The following is a 17,505-nucleotide window of genomic DNA, read 5'->3' on the forward strand; positions in this document are numbered from 1 at the left end:
CCGGCCGGTTGATTCCCGACATTGTGTATCCATTTTCCGTCTTCGTATTACGATTCGTCGGTGCTCCTCTCCGTTGCTGACGTGCTGGCCATGCCGGTCGTGCGCGCCGGGCTGCCGGAGGTCGCGGGCGGCGGCCCGCTGGATCGGCCGGTGCGGTGGGTGCACGTCAGCGAACTGGCCGACGTCGCGAAGCTGCTGGTCGGCCGGGAACTCATTCTCACCACCGGGCAGGCGCTGACCGGTAGCGACGCCGAGACCGTGGCCTATCTGGAATCCCTGGCCGCGGCGGGGGTGTCGGGGCTGGTGGTGGAATTGGGCACCTCGGTGCGGGAGTTCACGCCCGTGGTGGCGCGGACCGCGGACCGGCTGGGTCTGCCGGTGGTGGCGCTGCACCGGGTGGTGCGGTTCGTGGAGATCACCGAGGCGGTGCACCGGGTGATCGTGGCCGACCAGTACGAGGAGCTGGAGTTCGCGCGCACCGTGCACGAGACCTTCACCGCGCTCAGCGTGCGGCGGGCGTCGCTGGCCGAGATCGTGAAGACCGCCGCCGGGATGCTGGACGCCTCGGTGGTGCTCGAGGATCTGGCGCACCGGGTGCTGGCGCTGACCGCGCGCCACACCGGCACCTCGGCTCTGCTCGACCGCTGGGAGGCGACCTCCCGGCTGCTGTCGGACATCGATCCGAATGTGGTTCCGGTGGGCCCGCATACGCAGCGCTGGGGCCGGCTCATCCTGCGTTCGAACCGCGTGACCAGCGCCCGTGCCCGCATGGTGCTCGAACGCGCGGCCCAGACCCTCACCCTGCACCGCATGATCGAGCGCGACCGGTTCGGACTGCATCGGCAGGCGCAGACCGGGCTCATCGACGACATGGTCAACGGCCGCCTCACCGACGAACGCGACGCGGTCGCGCTGGCCGCCGCGCTGGGCCTGGCCCGCCGGGTCCGCTATGTGTCGCTGGCGTTGGAGGTCGCCGCCGCCACCGAATCGGATCCGGTCGCGCAGCAACGGCGTACGGCCGCCGTGCTGGACGCGGCGCTGCACGGGGTGGCGCTGGCCAAGGCGACCGCGCTGGCCGCGCCCGATCGCGGCAACCGGGTCACCTTCGTGCTGGGCGTGCCGCGCGGCGGTGACTTCGATTCCGCGCTCACCGCGATCTGCGTGGCCATGCTCGCCGAGGTTCGCCGGGTGCCCGGCGTGGGGCGCGCGGTGATCGGCGTCGGCGGTGAATCGGATTCGCTGCTCGACACCGCGCGCGAACTGGCTCAGGCCGCGCACGTCGCGGAAGTCGCGCTCTCCCTGGACGCTTCGACTCCGCGCCCGTTCTATCGCAGCGGTGACGTCCGGCTGCGCGGCCTGCTCTCGCTCATCCGGGACGAGCCCGGGGTCCAGCGGTTCGCCGAGACCGAACTGAGCGCCCTGCTGCGCCACGACATTCGCAACGCCAGCGACCTGACCCGCACCCTGCGCCAGTTCCTGGACCTGGCGGGCAACAAGACCGAACTCGCGAAGCGGCTCAATATCAGCCGGCCCACCCTCTACGACCGGCTGTCGCGGATCGAGCGCATCCTCGACGTCGATCTGGACAATGGCGAGACCCGGACCTCCCTGCACGCCGCGCTGCTGATCCGCGACCTGGCCACGGCCGGCGACGCCCGGTGAGCCCGGCTCAGGCCGGGTCGGCGCCCATCGGATTCGGGTAGGGGATCTCGCCGCTGCGGGCCACGGCGCGGGCGGCGGGCGTCAGCACCGCGAGGGTCTCGACGATGCCGGGGACCTCGCGGTAGGCGGTCATCGCCAGGGCGTCGGTGCGGGCCTCGAGGTGCGCGCGCAGCGCGCGCCCCGCCTCGGTGAGGCCGCCCTCGGCGTCGAGCAGGCCGCGGCCGGCGAGCCGTTCGCGCGCCGTCTGCCAATCGGTGTCGCTCCAGCCGCGATTGTCGCGCCAGATCTGGGCGGGGACGCCGGTGGAGGCGGAGAACAGCACATGCGCCTCGCAGCCGTCGATGCCCTCGGTGAGCAGACAGGCCACATGCCCGTCTCCGCGGTGTTCGCGCAGCGTGGTGGCGGCCTGCCAGAGCGCGTGCACGGCGTCGCCGGGGGTGGGCAGATCGCGGTTGGCGGCGAACAGCGCGCGGCCCCCGGCCGGGGCGTCGGCGATGGCCCGCTGCAGGTCGGGCACGGCGCGGGCGGCGATGCCCGCGATGTCGGGGACGACGGCGCGCAGCACCGCGGCGGCGGCGATGGTGCGGGTGGCGATGACCGCGTCGGGGGTGGCGAACCCCCAGGCGTCGGGCAGCGCCCGCCGGACCATCGCGGGATGGAAGTTGTAGAAGGTGGCCTCCACGACCGAGGGGCCGGCGGCGCCGAACGGGGCCGAGCGGGTGGCGAAGTAGCCCATCCAGAACCCGCGCAGGCCAACGGCTTTGTTGGCGGCGATGCAGTCCGTGGCGAAGTAGGTGACGGCGTGCAGCGGTTCCAGCACACGCCACAGATCGCGGGCGAAGGCGTTGTCCATGGGCCCACTGTATCGGCTGAATACAGCTAACTGAAGTCAGGTGGGTCCGCGGCGTCCGCCCGACGATTTGTAAAGGGCTGGACGGTCTTTCAATCCGACTGTAAGAGTAGTGACCTGAGTCACACCATTGGTCGGTTGTGGTAACTCCGTTTCATATCCGTGCAACATTCCCGTCCGCACAATTCCTCGCAGGTCATCGACCAGAGATTGAGGAGTTGCACCATGGAACCGAGTACACCGGTAGCGATTTCGGGAGAATCCGGCGAACCCGAACCCGGAGTGTCGCGGCTCAAACCCAATGTGGTGGGTCTGCTCGGCGTGGTGTTCATGGCCGTCGCGACCGCCGCGCCCATCACCGCCATGACCGGCAACGTGCCGTTCATGATGTCGTCGGGCAGCGGAATCGGCACGCCCGCGGCGTTTCTGATCGCCATGGCGGTGCTCGCGGTGTTCACCGTGGGATTCACCACCATGGCCAAGCACATCACCGCCACCGGCGCCTTCTACGGATTCATCTCCTTCGGGCTGGGCCGCGGCGCGGGGCTGGCGGCCGGACTGCTGGCGGCCTTCGCCTACATGGTGTTCGAGCCGTCGCTGATCGGCATCTTCTCCAGCTTCGCCCACAACACGGTGCTCGATCAGCTCGGAAAAGACGTGCCCTGGTGGGTTTTCGCGATCCTCATGCTGGCGATCAACGCGGTGGGCACCTGGTTCGGCGTGGCGTTGGCCGAACGCCTGCTGGTGGTCCTGCTGGCCACCGAGGTCACGGTGCTGTTCATCATGGCCGTGTCGGTGCTGCTGCACGGCGGCGGCCCCGACGGCCTGTCACTGGCGCCCATCAACCCCGCCAACGCGTTCCACGGGCCGTCGGCGGGCCTGGGACTGTTCTTCGCGTTCTGGTCGTGGGTCGGATTCGAGTCGACCGCCATGTACGGCGAGGAATCCAAGGATCCGAAGCGAATCATCCCGCGCGCCACCATGATCGCGGTGCTCGGCGTCGGCGTCTTCTACCTGTTCGTGTCCTGGATGGCCATCTCGGGCAGCGGCGGTGACAAGGCGATGGAACTGGCCGCGTCCGGCAACCCGATGAATGTGTTCTTCGGTCCCACCGAACGCTATGTCGGGCACTGGGCGGTCGAGGTCATGCAGTGGCTGATGGTCACCGGTTCGCTGGCCTGCGGCATGGCCTTCCACAACTGCGCCGCCCGCTACCTGTTCGCGCTCGGCCGCGAAGGCGTGGTGCCGGTGCTCCAGCGCACCATCGGCACGGCCCATCCCGGACACGGTTCGCCGCATATCGCGGGCCTGGCGCAGACCGCCGTGGCGGCGCTGCTGGTGCTGGCGTTCGGGCTCGCGGGCAAGGATCCGTACGCGGGCCTGTACACCCTGCTCGCGGTGCTGGGCACCATGGCGATCCTGATCGTCCAGGCCACCTGCTCGTTCGCGGTGATCGCCTACTTCCGCGCCAACCATCCCGAGAGCCGCCACTGGTTCCGCACGCTGGTGGCCCCGCTGATCGGCGGCGTGGCCATGCTCGGCGTGGTGCTGCTGCTGGTCCTCAATATGGACACCGCCGCCGGAACCGAGGCCGGGTCGGTGATTCTGAAGGCGACGCCGTACCTGGTCGCCGCCGTCGCCCTCGCGGGTCTCGGCTACGCCGCCCATCTGCGCCGCACCGACCCGGCACGGTACGCGCTGCTGGGCCGGACGGTGCTCGAGGAATCGCACGAGCGCTGAGCGCGGATACCCGGCTTCGAGGCGTGGGCGGTGGCAGCATGGTCGGCATGATCACTGCGCGGGATCTGCTGGCCACCGCCTACGAAGAGGCGCAACTCGGCCTGCGGGAGGGCGGAATCCCGATCGGGGCCGCCCTTTTCGACAGCAGCGGCACGCTGCTCGGCCGCGGCCGCAACCGCCGCGTCCAGCACGACGATCCGAGCGTGCACGCCGAGACCGACGCCTTCCGTCATGCCGGTCGCCGCCGCGACTACCGCGACACCGTCATGGTCACCACGCTGTCCCCGTGCTGGTACTGCAGCGGCCTGGTCCGCCAGTTCGGCATCGGCGCGGTCATCGTGGGGGAGTCGCGGACCTTCACAGGCGGCCACGACTGGCTCGCCGAGCACGGGGTGGAGGTCACCGTGCTCGACGACCCGGCCTGCGTCGACATGATGACCCGGTTCATCGCCGAACGCCCCGAACTCTGGTACGAGGACATCGGGGTGCCGCGATGACCCCCATCGCGACCGTCGATCTGGACGGCTGGCGCGCCGGTGGCGAGTCCGCGGCGCGGGTGCTGCGCGAGGTGGACGCGGGCCTGCGCCGCGCCGGATTCCTGCTGGTGCGCGGACACGGTGTGCCGCACGGACTTCCGGGCGATGTGCGTGCCGCCGCCCGCCGCTTCTTCGCACTGCCGCCGGCGGTGAAGCAGCGTTACGCGGTGTCGGTCGGCGGCCGCGGGTGGATCGGTCCGGGCCTCGAGGCCAATGGGTACTCCGAGGGCACCGCGACACCGCCGGATCTGAAGGAGACCTTCGCTGTCGGCGCGGACACCCCGACCGGCGACCCGCGCGTGGACCGGGTCTGGTTCCTCGACAATGTGTGGCCCGGAGAAGTGGGTGAACTGCGGGAGCTGCTGCTCGCCTACACCGCCGCCGTGCGCGCGCTCTCCGACGAGCTGCTGGCGCTGTTCGCGGCGGCACTCGGCCTGTCGCACAACCCCTTCGAGAGCCTGGCCGCTCGGCCCACCTGGACCTGCAACATCAATCACTACCCGCCGCTGACCGAGATCGGCCCGCCCGAACCCGGACAGTTCCGCATCGGGCCGCACACCGACTTCGGCACCGTCACCGTCCTGGACCGCGAACCCGGCGCGGGCGGCCTGCAGGTGTACACCGACGACGGCGGCTGGGCCGACGCGCCCTACGACCCCGAGGCCCTCACCGTGAACATCGGTGACCTGCTGGCGTATTGGAGCGGCCACCGCTGGCCCGCCGGCCGTCACCGCGTGCTGCCGCCCCAGGCCGCCGCTCCCGAGGAGGACCTGGTCTCACTGATCTACTTCTACGAGCTCGACCACGACGCCCGGGTGACGCCCTTGGACCCGCCCATCGGCCGCGTCGCGGGCCTGGCGCCGGTGGTGTCGGCCGAGTTCCTGCGCACCCGATTGGATGCGATCACGCTGGGCTGACGCATGCCGCCGTCGGCGGAAACCGCCGGTGTGACAGCGGAACTCCGCGTCGGCCGGTGGTGTCAGCGCGACTCTTCGGCCGGAGCCCAGCGGTTGGCGGTGAGCGCGTAGCCCGGCAGCTCGGCGGTCGACATCTTGGACTCGTAGATGCGCTGGTAGCCGGTGGTGGCGATGCGCCACACGCCGTCCTCGCGGCGGTAGGTGTCGTGGTAGTAGGCCGCGCCGCGGATCAGCAGGCCGTAGTCGGCGGCGATGACCGTGTCCTCCAGGCACCAGCTGCCCGAGGCGGTGTCGCCGTCCACGGTGATCTCCGGGTGGTTGGCGACGTGCACGGTGATGATGTTGCCGCTCAGGGCGCCCCGCATGTAGTCGACGATCTGGTCGCGGCTGGTGAACTGCGCGGGCAGGCCACCCGAGGGTGACCCGTAGGAGCCGACGATGTCGGCGCACAGCGTGTCCGCGAACTCGTCCCACTGCTTGAGGTCGAGGGTGCGGAGGTAGCGGTACTTGAGTGCGCGAATCGATTCGAGTGCTGCGATATCCATACCGCAATGTAGCCGAATCGGACACCAACCTACCAAGCGTTTGCTACGTTTCGGACATGATTTCCACCCTGGTCTGGGGCACGGGCAATGTCGGCCGTGCGGCCATCCGGGCCGTCGCGGCGCATCCCGAACTGGAGCTGACCGGCGTTCTGGTCCACAATCCGGACAAGGTCGGCCGTGACGCCGGCGCGCTCGCCGGACTGGACGTCGAACTGGGGGTCGCGGCCGTCGACGACATCGACGCCGCGCTGGCCGCGGGCCCGCGGGCCGTGGTGTACGCCGCCTCCGGTGACATCCGCCCCGACGACGCCGTCGCCGATATCGAACGGGCCCTGCGCGCCGGGGCCGTCGTGGTCACCCCCGCCCTGTACGCGCTCTACGACCACCGCAGCGCCCCCGCCGAACTGCGCGACCGGGTCGACGCGGCCGCCGCGGAAGGCGGTGGCACGCTGTTCGTCTCGGGCATCGACCCGGGCTGGGGCAACGACATCCTGCCGCTGCTGATGAGCGGCCTGGGCAGCACCGTGGACGTGCTGCGCTGCCAGGAGATCTTCGACTACACCACCTACGACCAGCCCGATTCGGTGCGCTACCTGGTCGGCATGGGTCAGCCCATGGACTATCAGCCGCCCATGCTGGCCCCGACCATCCCGACCATGGTGTGGGGCGGGCAGATTCGGCTCATCGCGCGCGGACTCGGCGTGGCGCTCACCGACATTCGCGAAGTCGTGGAGCGTCGTCCGCTCCAGGAGACCGTGGAGACCGAGTTGATGGGCAAGTTCGACGCCGGCACCCAGGGCGCGGTGCGCTTCGAGGTGCAGGGCATCGTCGACGGCAGCCCGCGCATCGTCATCGAACACGTCACCCGCATCCACGCCAGTTGCGCCCCCGACTGGCCGCAGCCGCCGAGCGGCGCGGGCGCGCACCGCGTCATCGTCGAGGGCCGTCCCCGCATCGAGATCACGGTGCAGGCCACCGATGAGGACGGCAATCACTCCGCGGGCGGAAACGCCACCGCGGTGGGCAGATTGGTGAACGCGCTCCCGTGGCTGGCCACCGCGGAACCCGGTTTGTACGACGCACTCGACGTGCCCCTGCCGTTCGGCACTCTCGGAAGACAGCAACCTTCAAAGGAGCCCGCATGATCATCGACATTCCCGAGGGCAAGGATCCCATCGGCTACGTCTGGGGCGAGATGGTCCCCGGTATCGGTGTGGCGGCCTCCAACTTCTCCCTCGCCGTGTACTCGCACAGCACCCTGGGCCTGCGCGAGTTCGAGGCCGCGCGGCTGCGCATCGCGCAGATCAACGGCTGCCTGTTCTGCCTGGACTGGCGCACCGACCGCAATGGGGAGAAGGTCGAGGAGTCCTTCGCCGACGACGTCACCAACTGGCGCACCACCGAGAACTTCGACGACCGCGTCCGCATGGCCGCCGAATACGCCGAGGTCTACACCCTCGACCACCACTCGCTCGACGACGAGTTCTTCGAGCGCATGAAGAAGCACTACACCGACGCCGAGATCGTGGAACTGTCCATGTGCCTGGGCTCCTGGCTGGCCTTCGGCCGCCTCAACCACGTGCTCGGCCTGGACGCGGTCTGCGTGCTGCCCGGTCACTCCGCGCAGTAGGTCACAGGCTCCACCCCGCCGTCGCGGCCAGTTTGCGCAGGATGTTCCACTGCTCGAAGTCGGCCGCGACGGGGCCGCAGGTGCCGGGCGTCACGGGCGGGACATTCCATTGCGGGGCATCCGGATTCGGTGCCCCGGTGAAGTCGAGCACCTCGGCGATATTGCGGGCGGCGGCGTCGCGGGGAGTCAGCGGCTGGAGGCCCCAACGCCATTCGATGGCCTTGAGGACCGAGGTGTGGTCGTACACCTGGTGCGCGACGTGCCCGCGCCGCGCTCGCGGCGAGATGACCAGGCACGGCACCCGGAATCCGCGTAATCCCCAGTCCGGGTTGGCATCCGGCGCGACCTGCGGCGGTACGTGGTCGAAGAACCCGCCCCATTCGTCGTAGTTGATGATCAGCAGCGTTCGCGGCCACACCGGGCTTTTGGTGACGGCCTGATACACCTGGTTCAGAAACGCCTGCCCGGCACGGATATCGGCGTGCGGGTGGTCGTCGGCGGAGGTTCCGGTGGCTTCGTCGAGGAATTTGGGGTCCACGAAGGACACCGCGGGCAGCGTCCCGGCCGCGCAGTCGGACAGGAAGGTCGGGAACCGGCGCGCGATGGAGAGGTACTTCGTGCCCCACAGCGCCAGGAACGGCGCGTCGTAGAAGTAGTAGCGGGCTTGAACATCGGCGTCCTTCAACCGATCCCAGATGGTCGGCAGCTTCGAGACGTCGGTCGAACTGTGAATCCGATCGGTCTGTGCCGCATGCTGATACAACCGGTTCGGCAGCGTCTCGGCCATGATCGCCGCGAAGTAGTTGTCGCACACCGTCCACGCCGGCGCCGCGTTCCCGTAGAACCCGAGATCCTCCTTCCGGTAGTACCCGATCGAGAACTCGTCATTGGTCCCGGCCCGCAGCCACCCGTCGCACTTCCCGTCGTTGAACTCGACCCGCCCGCCCTCGAACGAGTGATCCGGATCGTGATACTCACACCCCTGCGTGGTGGCGAGATGGAATGTCTTGCGCGCCGTCCCGTTCCGATCGGCGAACGTGAGATCCTGTTTCCCGTTCGCCCCCGGCAGCCACCCCAGGTAGTGATCGAACGACCGATTCTCCATCATCACCACGATGATGTGGTCGATCCCGCTCCGCGGGCGCGGGCATCGACGCGGTCTCCGGCAGACACGCCGCCGTCGACCCCACCGCCGCCCCCAACGCGAGGGCCCCGGCCCCCGCCAATACGGTCCGCCGCGTGGCGGTCCCCCGAACGATTCCCATCACGAATTATGAATCGCCCGGACCACCCCCAATGCATAACCGCCGAACCGTCATTGGACTCGATTCGGATCCGGCCTCGCAGGTCCACGATTGTTTCGGTGATGCCGGCGGCGTTCTGATCACCGAAGGCCTTGCTCACCTCGTAGAAGCACGCGATGAGCAGGGCCAGGAAGACGAGCAGGCCGATCAGCATGCCGAGTGCTATCGCCATGGCGTCGCCGATCCTCGAGGGTGTATCGGCCTCGTTGTCGTGCTCGGGCGGTTCGGCGGATTGTTCGAAGTCAGTGCTGCCGCTTCGTATCACCGGATCGACATTATCGGCGGTGGGTGCCGGGATCATGCCGTCGGAATCGTGGGGGTGGAGTGCCGACCCGGCGGGGCCGGATCGTCGGGCTCAGGCTCCGGCCGCTGCTTCGCGCCGGGCGACTTCTTCGTAGGCGGCGGTCAATTCCGCCAGGACGCCATCCGGCGGGGCCGGGGCGCCGTGCAGATGGATGTCGCGGAGTTCGGCCATGAATCGATCCCAGAGGGTGGGGCCGCCCGCGGCCAGCAGCTCGGCTCGGATGGTGAGTTCGGGGGTCGTGTCGAGCCAGCGGGCGCCCCACGCGCCGAGGTTGGCCAGTATCGGGACGAGCTGGATCGCGGCCTCGGTCAGGTGGTATTCGACTTTCTGGCGATGGCTCGGATCGTCGTCGCGGGTCTCGAGCGACGGCTATGGGGCCGGTCACGGCCAGAGCCTCGAGCGTCCCTTCGGCGATGCCGACGCGACCGCATTGTTCTCCTGGTCGGGGGCCACCGCCCACGCCCCCACCCGCACCGAGCCGGGCGGCACCTACGGCCTCGACGACTACTGCACCCGCGAGTGGCACCGGAATATCGGCGCGGAGATCATGGGGCGTAACAAGTTCGGCCCCCAGCGTGGTCCCTGGGAGAACTACGAGTGGGAGGGCTGGTGGGGTGCGGAACCGCCCTTCGGCACCCCGGTGTTCGTCCTCACCCACCACGTGCGGCCGTCGATCATCCGGGGCGCCACCACCTTCCATTTCCTGGACGCCACCCCGAAGGAGGCCCTGGCTCAGGCTCTCGAGGCCGCCGACGGCAAGGACGTTCGCATCGGCGGCGGCGTGGCCACGGTCCGGGAATTCCTCGAAGCCGACCTCATCGACCAGCTGCATGTGGCCGTCGCCCCGGTCGAATTCGGCCACGGCGAACGCCTCTGGATCACACCGGACGAACTCACCGACCGCTTCGAGTTGGAGCGCATCCCGAGTCCGAGCGGTGTGACCCACCATTTCTTCTGGCGGAAGTGACTACTGGCCGAACAGCTTCAGATACTTGGTCTGGCCGAACATTTCGGCGGCGTCGCGGGCCGACGGGCTGCCCGCTTCCGGGTCGGCTCCGGCGGCGAGGAGGGCGTTCACGATCTCGTCGGAGCCCTTGAAAACGGCTCCGGAGAGCGGGGTTTGGCCCTTGTCGTTGCCGAAGTTGGGGTCGGCCTTGCGGTCGAGGAGGGCGGTGACCGCGTCGGGGTGGGAGTAGTAGGCGGCGAGCATGAGCAGCGTGTCGCCATTGTCGTTGGTGAGGTTCACCGGGACGCCGGCGTCGAGGTAGGCGGCCAGGGTGGCGGCGTCGCCGGTGCGGGCGAGGTCGAAGATCTTGCTCGCGAGTTCGAGGACCTCGGGGGAGAGCTCGTTGGGTTCCACCCGGCCACTCTATCGAGCCCCGGATCAGTTGGTGATGATGAGCAGCTCGGTCGGGGACGCGATCTCGGTGCGCAGCCCGGCCTTCTCGGCGACCTTGGCCAGGGCGTCGATGGTGGACGGTTCGGTGCGGGTCAGCACCAGGGCGCGGGCCAGCAGGCCCTTGTGGTGTTTGTTGAAGTGGCTCACGACGGTTCGGGAGCCGTCGGGGCGTTCGGTGAGGACGGTGGCGGTGACCGCGCCGGGGATGCGGCCCAGGTTCTGGTAGGTGCCCGAACGCAGGTCCACGACCAGCTGTCCGGCCGCCTCGGCGCGCAACGCCTCCGGCAGCACCGGCTTCCACAGCGACTGCAGCGTCGGCAGTCCCGGCAGTTTGGAGCCGCCCGAGAGCCGGTAGGCGGGGATCGGGTCGCCGGCCCGCACCACGCCGAACAGCGCCGACCCGATGCCGAGCCGGGCTTCGGCCTTGGCGCGCTGCGCCTTCGTGAAGCCCGCGGCGTCCAGCGCGTCGTAGAGGACGCCGGTGTACCGGTCCAGGGCTGGGCGGGTGGCGGAGGTGCGCAGGGCGGCGTTGCGGGCGATCTCCGCGTCAGCCCCCTTGCCCAGCCCGAGCGCGGCCCGGGAGGCGTCGGCGTCGGCGGCCAATCCGATGACTTCGGTGACCAGTTTGTCGCGCACCGCCGTGAGCTGCGGCATCGCGAGGGAATCCAGGTCCAGGGGACCGCCCGAACCACCGTCGGACTTGGTTTCTGAGGGAGGTAGCAGCACCAGCACGAGCCAACACGGTAATGCCTTGGGAACTGTTCGCTAGCAGCGGCTACTGTGTTCATCCGTGATCACCCGCCTCTCCCACCTGTTCCTGCGCACCCTGCGCGACGATCCCGCCGACGCCGAGGTGCCCAGCCACAAGCTGCTGGTGCGTGCCGGATACGTGCGTCGCATCGCGCCCGGCGTCTACTCGTGGCTGCCGCTCGGCCTGCGCACGCTGCGCAAGGTCGAGGACGTGGTCCGGGCGGAGATGAACGCCATCGGCGCGCAGGAGATCTCGCTGCCGGCCCTGCTGCCGCGCGAGCCGTACGAGACCACCAACCGCTGGACCGAGTACGGCGACGGCCTGTTCCGACTCAAGGACCGCAAGGGCCAGGACTACCTGCTCGGCCCCACCCACGAGGAGCTGTTCGCGCTCACCGTGAAGGGTGAGTACAACTCGTACAAGGATCTGCCGGTCACGCTGTACCAGATCCAGACCAAGTACCGGGACGAAGGCCGTCCGCGCGCGGGCATCCTGCGCGGCCGCGAGTTCGTCATGAAGGACTCGTACTCCTTCGACCTCGACGAGGACGGGCTGAAGAACAGCTACAACGCTCACCGCGAGGCCTACCAGAAGATCTTCGACCGCCTCGGCGTGAAGTACGTGATCGTGGCCGCCACCTCCGGCGCGATGGGTGGTTCGGCGTCGGAGGAGTTCCTGGCCGACAGCCCGGTCGGTGAGGACACCTACGTCATCTGCCGCGAGTCCGGGTACGCCGCGAACGTGGAGGCCGTGGTCACCGCCGCGCCGCCCGCGATCGCCATCGAGGGCCAGGCCGAGGCCGCCGTCCACGACACGCCCGACACCCCGACGATCGCCACCCTGGTGGACTGGGCCAACGGCGCGGGCATCGACAAGGTGCTGGGCCGTGAGGTCACCGCCGCTGACACCCTCAAGAACGTCATGGTCAAGCTGGTCTACCCCGACGGCAAGACCGAGCTGCTCGGCATCGGCGTCCCCGGCGACCGTGAGGTCGACGAGAAGCGCCTGGAGGCGTCGGTCGAGCCCGCCGCCGTCGAACTGCTCGACGAGTCCGACTTCAAGGCCAACCCGTTCCTGGTGAAGGGCTACATCGGCCCGAAGGCCCTGCTCGACAACGGCATCCGCTACCTGGTCGACCCCCGCGTGGTGTCCGGCACCAGCTGGATCACCGGCGCCGACGAGCCCGGCAAGCACTATGTCGGCCTGGTCGCCGGTCGTGACTTCACCGCCGACGGCACCATCGAGGCCGCCGAGGTTCGTGACGGCGACCCGTCGCCCGACGGCTGCGGCGTGCTCGAGGCCGCCCGCGGCATCGAGATCGGCCACATCTTCCAGCTGGGCCAGAAGTACACCGACGCCTTCCAGGTGGATGTCCTGGGCGAGAACGGCAAGCCGGTCCGCCTCACCATGGGCTCCTACGGTGTCGGCGTCTCCCGCATGGTCGCGGTGCTCGCCGAGCAGAAGCACGACGACAAGGGCCTGCGCTGGCCCCGCGAGGTCGCCCCGTTCGACGTCCACGTCGTCATCGCCAACAAGGACGACGCCGCCCGGGCGGGCGCCGAACAGGTTGCCGCCGAACTGGATTCCCTCGGCTTCGAGGTCCTCCTCGACGACCGCACCGCGTCGCCCGGCGTGAAGTTCAAGGACGCCGAACTCCTCGGCATGCCCTACATCGTGGTGGTCGGCCGAGGCTGGGCCGAAGGCAAGATCGAACTCCGCGACCGCTTCGCCGGCACAGCGGAGGAACTCCCCGCCGACTCCGCCGTGGCCACCGTCGCAGCCAAGATCCGCGGCTGACCCACCCCACTCGAGTGGCGCATCACCTCCCGGTGATGCGCCACTTTTGTGTCACCCCTGCCCGCTTTTGTGTCACCTCTGCCCGCGCGTCGTGTCCCCCCGCAGTGCCGACACCGAGATGACCACCAGCATGGCAGGGAGCAGGAACAGTGGGAGAATCACCAGGTAGGTCCCGGAGTGGTAGAAGAATGCGAGATAAACTCCATATCCGGCGCACAGGCTGCCGCAGGCCGCGTTGGCCAGCCGCCACCACCAGTCCAGCCGCGGCGGGATCACCAGGATCCAGAGGACGATCCCGCTGACCAGTAGTAGTACGACGTACCACGAAAACAGCGGGTGCACACCGAAATCCAGATTCACGAGCTTCCTCCCCCGTCGACAGTGGGCCTCATTGTCAACGCAAACCCCAAGGCGGGCAACGGAATAAGATCGCCACCAACGCCCGCCCGCTCCACACCCTCCCGATAGCGTCAGGTTCGATCCCGAATCCCTGAAGGGGGCCCGATGCGGCGCAAACTCGGAGACGCGGCCTGGATCCTGCTGGGCGCGATTCTCGGCTTCCTCATCGCCCTGATCGCCGCCATCCTGGTCCTACACGTCATGGCCGAGGGCTCAGCCGACATGAACGGCATGGCCCCGCCGCATCAGAATTCGATGTCGTCCCAAGCGATGTGGATGGGGAATGGGTGGTCGAAGGCGATCGCAGCCGACGCGCCGGAATTCCACTCGCCCGCGACGATGTAGTTGGCGGGCCGCAGCGAATAGACCCCTTCCGGCAGGCTCGCGTGCCCGGTCTCGAGGCCGTAGACGCGAATGGTGGAGATCCGCCGCGGGTCTCGGCCGAGGATGACTTCCCAGTACCAGGGGATGCCCGCTCCCGCGTATCGCGCTTTCTTCGCCTCAATGTCGCGTTCTGTGTTCGACGGTGACAGCACCTCACCGGCAATGAGCACGGCGGTCGCGCGGATGTCCTGGTAGTCCTGCTCGGGGCACCGATAGACGAGGAAATCCGGCGTGACGAAATCGGACTTCCCGGTCGCGCCGAAGAAGATGTTCGTCTCGGTCGAGGCCCGCCAGCAGTGCTGAGGCTGTGCCGCCATGGTTTCCCGGGCGCATTGTCGCAGCGCGTTGCGCAGTTCCACCGAATAGTCCTGATGCTCGGCCGGGCCCCTGCGGACCCACACCACGCGGCCCTCCCACAACTCGATCTGCCCGGCGATCTCATCGGGCAGCTTCTCGAGTTCCTCCCACGTCATGAACTGTGGAAGGTCGGGTCGCTCGACGGGCGGGGTCGGCATATCGGCCATGCTACCGAGGTCCGGCCCCGATCCAACGCGTCGCTCGCCGCTCGTTATGAACCCCCCTGATGGCCACTGTCATACGAGGATTCGGTGCCGTGCGGGTCGCCGGATGGCCGCGTTGACGCGGGTCAGTGCACCGAATCCGCCAGGGCGGCGCGGGTGGTGAGCCAGGTGCGGTAGCGGCGGAGGGCTCGGCGTTGGAGGGCGGTTTCCTGGAGGAGGGCGAGGGTGGGGTTGAGGGTGGGGCGGGTGGGGCGGCCTGCGCCGAGGCGGCGGAGTTGCCGGCGGACACGGGCCATGGAGGCGGCGGAGGCCATGGCTTTGTTCTTCATGCGGACGGGGGCGAGTTCGACGGCGGCGTCGGGTTCGTGGCGCCAGGTGGTGGGGAGGTCGGGGTCGACGGCGAGGGCGGTGCCCATGCCGACCAGGTCGACGCCGCCCGCCAGGACTTCTTCGGCCACGCGTCGCCGGACGATGCCGCCGGTGAGCATGAGGGGGAGTGGGCTGGTGGTGGCGAGTTCGGCGGCGAGGGTGAGGAAGTAGGCCTCGCGGGCGCGGGTGCGGTCGTCGCCGGCCTGGCCGGTCATGGCGGGCGCCTCGTAGCTGCCGCCGGACAGTTCGACGATGTCGACGCCGAGGGGAGCGAGCATGGCGATCACGGCGGCCGCGTCGTCGGCGTCGAAGCCGCCGCGCTGGAAGTCGGCGGAGTTGAGTTTCACGGCGACCGGGAATTCGGGAGCGACCGTGGCCCGGACCGCGCGCACGATGTCGAGGAGCAGTCGGGCCCGGTTCTCCAGGCTGCCGCCCCACTGATCGGTGCGCCGGTTGGCCAGCGGCGAGAGGAACTGCGACAGCAGGTAGCCGTGCGCGGCATGGATTTCGACGCCGTCGAATCCGGCTTCGGCTGCGCGGCGGGCGGTTTCGGCGAACCGCCGCACCGTTTCCGCGATCTGCGCCGCGCTCATCGCGACCGGCTCGGCGAACATCTTGCTGGTCTTGCCGATATCGACCCGGACGGCGGAGGGGGCCCACGCGACGCCGGGCATATCCGCCCGCACCTGCCGCCCGGGGTGATTGATCTGCATCCACACCCGCGCCCCGCCGCTCGTGGCCGCGGTGGCCCACTGCCGGAACGGTTCCAGCGGCGAATCCTGGTCGAGGACGACGCCGCCCGGCCCGGTCAGGGCGTCCGCGTGCACCATGACGTTGCCGGTGATGATCAGCCCGACGCCGCCGCGGCTCCAGCGCCGGTACAGCTCGAACAGGGCGTGGTCGGGGAGTTGGCCGGCGGCGGCCATGTTCTCTTCCATCGCGGCCTTGACCAGCCGGTTCGGCAGTGTGACGCCGTTGGGTAGCGTGAACGGTTCGAAGACCGGTGTCATCAGCTTTCTCCTGAACGCGGTATGTTTACATTGCTAACATGAGGCTAGGAGGGAGTGTAAGCAGTGTCAACATCAGTGAAGAGTGGCTACCATCACGGCGACCTGCGCGTCTCGCTGCTGGCGGCGGCGATGCGCGGCCTCGAGGCCGGTGAACCGTTCTCGCTGCGGGCCCTGGCCCGCGAGGTGGGCGTCTCACCGACCGCCCCCTACCGGCACTTCGCCGACCGCGAGGCCCTGGAATCCGCGCTGGCCGCGCAAGGCCTGCGCGACCTGAAGGCCGACCTGACCCAGGGCCGCCGGCTCCCGGAATCACCCGCCGACCTCGCCGAACTGGCGGTCGTCTACGTCGAGTTCGCCCTGCGCCGCCCCGCCCTGTTCCGCCTGATGTTCGGCACCGCCTGCGACGCGGGCGGCGAGGAGCGGGTCGCGGCGGCGGAGGAGATCCACGATCTCCTGCGTCTCGCGATGGCCTGCGTCTTCCCGGGCGGCGGCTCGGACGCGCTGTCCTCGGCGGGCTGGGCGCTCGCCCACGGGCTGGCGTTCCTGCACCTGGACGGCAAGCTCCCGGCGGAGTCGAGTCGAGAGGTGGCCGATCACGTGCGGGCCGCGTTCGCCGCCGTCCTCTCCCTGCCCGCCGCCGCGAGCCCCTCCGACTTATCCGAATAATCCACGACCAGAAGGAGTTTCGAGCATGTCCAAGCGCATCTTGAATGTCGTGACCAATGTCGGCCACTACGACGATCCGTCCCATCCGACCGGCCTGTGGCTGTCCGAACTCACTCACGCCTGGCACGTCTTCGAGCAGCACGGCTTCGATCAGACCCTGGTCAGCCCCGCGGGCGGGCCGTCCCCGCTGGAACCGCGGTCGCTGAAGTTCCCCAACTACGACCGCACCGCGAAGGCGTGGCGCGCCGACCCGGCCCGGATGAACCTGCTGGAGAAGACCGCCGCCCCCGGCGAGATCGATTCGGCCGACTACGACGCCATCTACTTCACCGGCGGCCACGCGGTCATGTACGACTTCCCCGACAGCGAAGGCCTGCAACGCATCACCCGCGAGATCTTCGAACGCGGCGGCATCGTCGCCTCGGTCTGCCACGGCTACTGCGGCCTGCTCAACACCCGCCTCTCCGACGGCTCCTACCTGGTGGCGGGTCGCAAACTCACCGGATTCGCCTGGCAGGAAGAGGTTCTCGCGCGCGTCGACAAGCTGGTGCCCTACAACGCGGAGGAGGAGATGAAGAAGCGGGGCGCGCGGTACGAGAAGGCCATGCTGCCGTTCGTCTCCTACGCCGTGGTCGACGGCAATCTGGTGACCGGCCAGAATCCCGGGTCGGCGAAGGAGACGGCGAAGCAGGTCGCCGCCCTGCTCTGACCGCCTCGGAGT

The 17,505-nt window shown here is 69.1% G+C and carries 20 protein-coding genes; 10 read left to right on the forward strand and 10 right to left on the reverse strand.

Going from position 1 to position 17,505, the window contains the following annotated elements; genetic code table 11:
• Positions 1 to 60 precede the first annotated feature (60 nt).
• Entirely contained in the window at positions 61 to 1,662 is a 1,602-nt protein-coding gene (locus ACQPYY_RS10560; protein ID WP_433593593.1) for a PucR family transcriptional regulator, read from the forward strand.
• A gap of 7 nt (positions 1,663 to 1,669) precedes the next feature.
• Here the strand turns inward: ACQPYY_RS10560 and ACQPYY_RS10565 are convergent, their stop codons facing one another.
• Entirely contained in the window at positions 1,670 to 2,515 is an 846-nt protein-coding gene (locus ACQPYY_RS10565; RefSeq protein WP_433593594.1) for an SCO6745 family protein, read from the reverse strand.
• A 222-nt stretch (positions 2,516 to 2,737) separates the two neighbouring features.
• On the opposite strand from ACQPYY_RS10565, the gene ACQPYY_RS10570 reads away from it, so the two are divergent.
• Genes ACQPYY_RS10570 through ACQPYY_RS10580 form a run of 3 tightly spaced genes read left to right on the forward strand, consistent with a single transcriptional unit; the run spans position 2,738 to position 5,705 of the window.
• Positions 2,738 to 4,252: an APC family permease gene (locus tag ACQPYY_RS10570; protein ID WP_379102032.1), complete on the forward strand. Its 1,515-nt coding sequence runs from the start codon at positions 2,738 to 2,740 to the stop codon at positions 4,250 to 4,252.
• Between the two features lie 47 nt (positions 4,253 to 4,299).
• Entirely contained in the window at positions 4,300 to 4,749 is a 450-nt protein-coding gene (locus tag ACQPYY_RS10575) for a nucleoside deaminase (RefSeq protein ID WP_379102034.1), read from the forward strand.
• Positions 4,746 to 5,705: an isopenicillin N synthase family dioxygenase gene (locus ACQPYY_RS10580; RefSeq protein WP_433593595.1), complete on the forward strand. Its 960-nt coding sequence runs from the start codon at positions 4,746 to 4,748 to the stop codon at positions 5,703 to 5,705. Before ACQPYY_RS10575 ends, ACQPYY_RS10580 begins: the two co-directional genes overlap by 4 nt.
• 62 nt (positions 5,706 to 5,767) lie before the next feature.
• On the opposite strand, the gene ACQPYY_RS10585 is transcribed toward ACQPYY_RS10580, so the two are convergent.
• Positions 5,768 to 6,250 carry a nuclear transport factor 2 family protein gene (locus tag ACQPYY_RS10585; RefSeq protein ID WP_379102038.1) on the reverse strand — a complete coding sequence of 161 codons (483 nt, stop codon included), beginning with the start codon at positions 6,248 to 6,250 and terminating at the stop codon, positions 5,768 to 5,770.
• A gap of 56 nt (positions 6,251 to 6,306) precedes the next feature.
• On the opposite strand from ACQPYY_RS10585, the gene ACQPYY_RS10590 reads away from it, so the two are divergent.
• Positions 6,307 to 7,395 (forward strand): NAD(P)H-dependent amine dehydrogenase family protein, encoded by a 1,089-nt coding sequence (locus ACQPYY_RS10590; RefSeq protein ID WP_433593596.1) that lies wholly within the window; start codon positions 6,307 to 6,309, stop codon positions 7,393 to 7,395.
• Positions 7,392 to 7,880: a carboxymuconolactone decarboxylase family protein gene (locus tag ACQPYY_RS10595; protein ID WP_379102042.1), complete on the forward strand. Its 489-nt coding sequence runs from the start codon at positions 7,392 to 7,394 to the stop codon at positions 7,878 to 7,880. Before ACQPYY_RS10590 ends, ACQPYY_RS10595 begins: the two co-directional genes overlap by 4 nt.
• Before the next feature lies 1 nt (position 7,881).
• Here the strand turns inward: ACQPYY_RS10595 and ACQPYY_RS10600 are convergent, their stop codons facing one another.
• Genes ACQPYY_RS10600 through ACQPYY_RS10610 form a run of 3 tightly spaced genes read right to left on the reverse strand, consistent with a single transcriptional unit; the run spans position 7,882 to position 9,800 of the window.
• Positions 7,882 to 8,988, reverse strand: coding sequence for an alkaline phosphatase family protein (locus ACQPYY_RS10600; RefSeq protein WP_433593597.1), 1,107 nt, complete (start codon positions 8,986 to 8,988; stop codon positions 7,882 to 7,884).
• The gene (locus ACQPYY_RS10605) at positions 8,988 to 9,485 is read right to left on the reverse strand and encodes a hypothetical protein (protein WP_433593598.1); all 498 of its coding nucleotides are present in this window, start codon (positions 9,483 to 9,485) and stop codon (positions 8,988 to 8,990) included. Before ACQPYY_RS10605 ends, ACQPYY_RS10600 begins: the two co-directional genes overlap by 1 nt.
• Before the next feature lie 54 nt (positions 9,486 to 9,539).
• Complete coding sequence (locus ACQPYY_RS10610; RefSeq protein WP_433594615.1) at positions 9,540 to 9,800, reverse strand: hypothetical protein; 261 nt, start codon at positions 9,798 to 9,800, stop codon at positions 9,540 to 9,542.
• Here ACQPYY_RS10610 and ACQPYY_RS10615 point away from each other — a divergent pair.
• Positions 9,784 to 10,455 (forward strand): dihydrofolate reductase family protein, encoded by a 672-nt coding sequence (locus ACQPYY_RS10615; protein WP_433594616.1) that lies wholly within the window; start codon positions 9,784 to 9,786, stop codon positions 10,453 to 10,455. The genes ACQPYY_RS10610 and ACQPYY_RS10615 overlap by 17 nt on opposite strands.
• Here ACQPYY_RS10615 and ACQPYY_RS10620 read toward each other — a convergent pair whose 3' ends face one another.
• Positions 10,456 to 10,848, reverse strand: coding sequence for an ankyrin repeat domain-containing protein (locus ACQPYY_RS10620; protein ID WP_433593599.1), 393 nt, complete (start codon positions 10,846 to 10,848; stop codon positions 10,456 to 10,458).
• 24 nt (positions 10,849 to 10,872) lie between these two features.
• Positions 10,873 to 11,619, reverse strand: a complete 747-nt coding sequence (yaaA, locus tag ACQPYY_RS10625) for a peroxide stress protein YaaA (RefSeq protein WP_379102053.1) — start codon at positions 11,617 to 11,619, stop codon at positions 10,873 to 10,875.
• A 58-nt stretch (positions 11,620 to 11,677) separates the two neighbouring features.
• On the opposite strand from yaaA, the gene ACQPYY_RS10630 reads away from it, so the two are divergent.
• Positions 11,678 to 13,435, forward strand: a complete 1,758-nt coding sequence (locus ACQPYY_RS10630; RefSeq protein ID WP_433593600.1) for a proline--tRNA ligase — start codon at positions 11,678 to 11,680, stop codon at positions 13,433 to 13,435.
• A 72-nt stretch (positions 13,436 to 13,507) separates the two neighbouring features.
• Here ACQPYY_RS10630 and ACQPYY_RS10635 read toward each other — a convergent pair whose 3' ends face one another.
• From ACQPYY_RS10635 to ACQPYY_RS10645, 3 genes are all read right to left on the reverse strand, one after another.
• Complete coding sequence (locus ACQPYY_RS10635) at positions 13,508 to 13,795, reverse strand: hypothetical protein (RefSeq protein ID WP_433593601.1); 288 nt, start codon at positions 13,793 to 13,795, stop codon at positions 13,508 to 13,510.
• Positions 13,796 to 14,079: 284 nt separating this feature from the next.
• The gene (locus ACQPYY_RS10640; RefSeq protein ID WP_433593602.1) at positions 14,080 to 14,733 is read right to left on the reverse strand and encodes a Uma2 family endonuclease; all 654 of its coding nucleotides are present in this window, start codon (positions 14,731 to 14,733) and stop codon (positions 14,080 to 14,082) included.
• A 131-nt stretch (positions 14,734 to 14,864) separates the two neighbouring features.
• Positions 14,865 to 16,118, reverse strand: coding sequence for an NADH:flavin oxidoreductase/NADH oxidase family protein (locus ACQPYY_RS10645; protein WP_433593603.1), 1,254 nt, complete (start codon positions 16,116 to 16,118; stop codon positions 14,865 to 14,867).
• A gap of 63 nt (positions 16,119 to 16,181) precedes the next feature.
• Between ACQPYY_RS10645 and ACQPYY_RS10650 the strand changes: the two genes are divergently transcribed.
• Positions 16,182 to 16,784, forward strand: coding sequence for a TetR/AcrR family transcriptional regulator (locus tag ACQPYY_RS10650; RefSeq protein WP_433593604.1), 603 nt, complete (start codon positions 16,182 to 16,184; stop codon positions 16,782 to 16,784).
• A gap of 25 nt (positions 16,785 to 16,809) precedes the next feature.
• A complete protein-coding gene (locus ACQPYY_RS10655) occupies positions 16,810 to 17,493 on the forward strand; it encodes a type 1 glutamine amidotransferase domain-containing protein (protein WP_379102066.1) in 684 nt (227 codons plus the stop codon).
• Positions 17,494 to 17,505: the final 12 nt, after the last annotated feature.

The organism is Nocardia sp. CA-145437, assembly GCF_050956485.1.
Taxonomy (GTDB): domain Bacteria; phylum Actinomycetota; class Actinomycetes; order Mycobacteriales; family Mycobacteriaceae; genus Nocardia.